This is a genomic window from Cylindrospermopsis sp. CR12 (assembly GCF_001432185.1).
GTDB lineage: Bacteria > Cyanobacteriota > Cyanobacteriia > Cyanobacteriales > Nostocaceae > Raphidiopsis > Raphidiopsis raciborskii.
On sequence record NZ_LMVE01000135.1, the window covers coordinates 1 to 2649 of the forward strand.

The 2649-nt window shown below is 44.2% G+C and carries 2 protein-coding genes and 1 rRNA gene; 2 read left to right on the plus strand and 1 reads right to left on the minus strand.

From position 1 onward, the window contains the following. Nucleotides 1-78: 78 nt before the first annotated feature. Nucleotides 79-196, plus strand: a 5S ribosomal RNA gene (gene rrf / locus ASL19_RS16055). Between the two features lie 729 nt (nucleotides 197-925). Beyond that, nucleotides 926-1831: a hypothetical protein gene (locus ASL19_RS16060; RefSeq protein ID WP_057179108.1), complete on the plus strand. Its 906-nt coding sequence runs from the start codon at nucleotides 926-928 to the stop codon at nucleotides 1829-1831. A 347-nt stretch (nucleotides 1832-2178) separates the two neighbouring features. Here ASL19_RS16060 and ASL19_RS16065 read toward each other — a convergent pair. After that, a partial coding sequence (locus tag ASL19_RS16065) for a hypothetical protein (RefSeq protein ID WP_200959896.1) occupies nucleotides 2179-2649 on the minus strand: 471 nt, incomplete at its 5' end.

Here is a 2649-nt window from a genome sequence, read left to right on the forward strand (position 1 = left end):
CAAAAGGTAATTCATTCTTATCGAAATATATGCAGTCTTCAGGGTTTTGAAGTGGAAACTTTAAAATCGACGAGTTTTCCTGGTGTCTATGGTGCGGTGGAACCACACTGATCCCTTCCCGAACTCAGAGGTGAAACGCTGTTGCGGCGACGATAGTATGGGGGTTGCCCCATGTCAAAATAGCTCGATGCCAGGTTTATTATTACATAACCGCTCATTCCATGTATTATGGGGTGAGCGGTTTGATTTTGGCTCCAGCGATCGCCCGTTTTTAAAAACATTTACCTTAACGTAGGTTGGGTTGAAGCATGAAACCCAACAAACCCCACTATTAATTATGGTGTACGTGAATTGGTTGTATTATAGGGTGGGCGGTTTGATTTTGGCTCCAGCGATCGCCCGTTTTTAAAAACATTTACCTTAACGTAGGTTGGGTTGAAGTATGAAACCCAACAAACCCCACTATTAATTATGGTGTACGTGAATTCATTGTATTATAGGGTGGGCGGTTTGATTTTGGCTCCGGCGATCGCCTGTTTTTAAAAACATTTACCTTAACGTAGGTTGGGTTGAAGCATGAAACCCAACAAACCCCACTATTAATTATGGTGTACGTGAATTGGTTGTATTATAGGGTGGGCGGTTTGATTTTGGCTCCAGCGATCGCCTGTTTTTAAAAACATTTACCTTAACGTAGGTTGGGTTGAGGAACGAAACCCAACAAACCCCACTGTTAATTATGGGCGGTTCGGTTTTACTTTCAAAACAGCGATCGCCTATTTTTAAAAACATTTACCTTAACGTAGGTTGGGTTGAGGAACGAAACCCAACAAACCCCACTATTAATTATGGTGTACGTGAATTGGTTGTATTATAGGGTGGGCGGTTTGATTTTACCCAAAATTTCTCAACTATCGTATTCATCATGTTTTTTTTCAAGTTAAGAACAGCTACCGCAAATATTTTAGTAATTTCCTCAATAATTGCTCCCCTTTCAGCACAAGCGGAGCCAGTAGGCGTAGTACAGGAGGTTCAGAATGGTGCTGGGAACTTGAGTTCTCTTGATAATCAGACCGTGGATCCAGCCATATTGCGCCAGCAATTGAGAGTTAAGCCCATAAGGATAAATACCCAGCGGGTTTATTCCCCAGGTACATCCGCTGGTATTCCCTCAGGGTTTGGCACCAATTGGGGAGATTTGTATTTTGCCATTGCGGGTGCAACTGCAAATAGGGTGAGAAGAGAGATTGATGGGGGTGCATCGGTTGCACTAGGTTTTGGCAATGCTAGGGATATTCTCGGTCTGGAGTTAAGTTACAGTCTCCTTAGTATAAGGAAATTTGGCAGAAATGGCTCTTTTAATGCCAAAGTCCACCGAATTGTTTATTCCAATCCTAACACCTATATTGCCACCGCCATTGGTTGGAATAACTTTGCCAGACATGGTAAGAATGACAGGGATGCTGGAACAATCAATGGGCAATTAGTGGGTACTCCCTCGAGTGTTTACGGTGTGGTTAGTGCTTACCACTTTCTCAATCCCAAGTCAGCAAATCCCGTACCAGTAAATATATCTTTGGGAGTGGGCGAAGCTCCGCTTTTTTCCAACTCCGGTCTGGGAATAATTGCAGGAGCTGGTATTCAAGTAACCCCAAATATTGGAGTCAGTACCGGATGGAGCGGGAAAGGATTAAATCTTGGAGTCTCCTATTTACCAGTGCGGACCTTACCTATGTCTCTCAATGTAATTTATGGGGATGTGTTTCAAAACACAGAACCTGGATCTGTATTGAGTTTTAGTCTTGGCTATGGTTTTAACTTTACTGACTAAATTATGGGTAATTTAACATACGTAAAGTATATAACTACTGATGCCATGGTTTTAAACCGGCTATGCTACAATTTACCAATGTACTAACTCTGGAGATTTCCTTTTATGAAACCTGTATTTCTGCTGACGATTCTTTCTAGTTTGGGATTTACTTTTAGCATGTCGATCATGCCCACCCTTGCTGGTTCCGTTCCCGTGGGAGCAGCAAGCGGAGTCACTCTGCCAACCTCTTTAGACACAAGTAATATTTCACCACCAATAATTCCGCCCCCTGAAATTGCAACTCCTACTGCAGAGACTCCCCCTACGCAAACAACGCCTGCAGCACCTATTATCAGCCCAGATACTCAAGTTATATTAAACCAGACTGCTAGCCAGACCTTAGGAGAAATACAAGTAACAGCACCAGTTGTGGCAGATACAGTTATATCTACAACGCCCGTAGTTGTGAGTAGTCCAGTTAATGAGATTACAATTACTACGAATAGTAACTCTACTGTGCCCAGCACTCCCATAACAGTAGTGACACCAGCAGTTCCCAGCACTCCCATAACGGTAGTGACACCAGCAGTTCCCAGCACTCCTACAACGGTGGCAACACCTCCAACTTCTAGCACTCCCATAACGGTGGCAACACCTCCAACTTCTAGCACTCCCATAACGGTAGTGACACCAGCAGTTCCCAGCACTCCTACAACGGTAGTGACACCAGCAGTTCCCAGCACTCCCATAACGGTAGTGACACCAGCAGTTCCCAGCACTCCTACAACGGTAGTGACACCAGCAGTTCCCAGCACTCCTACAACGGTGGCAACACC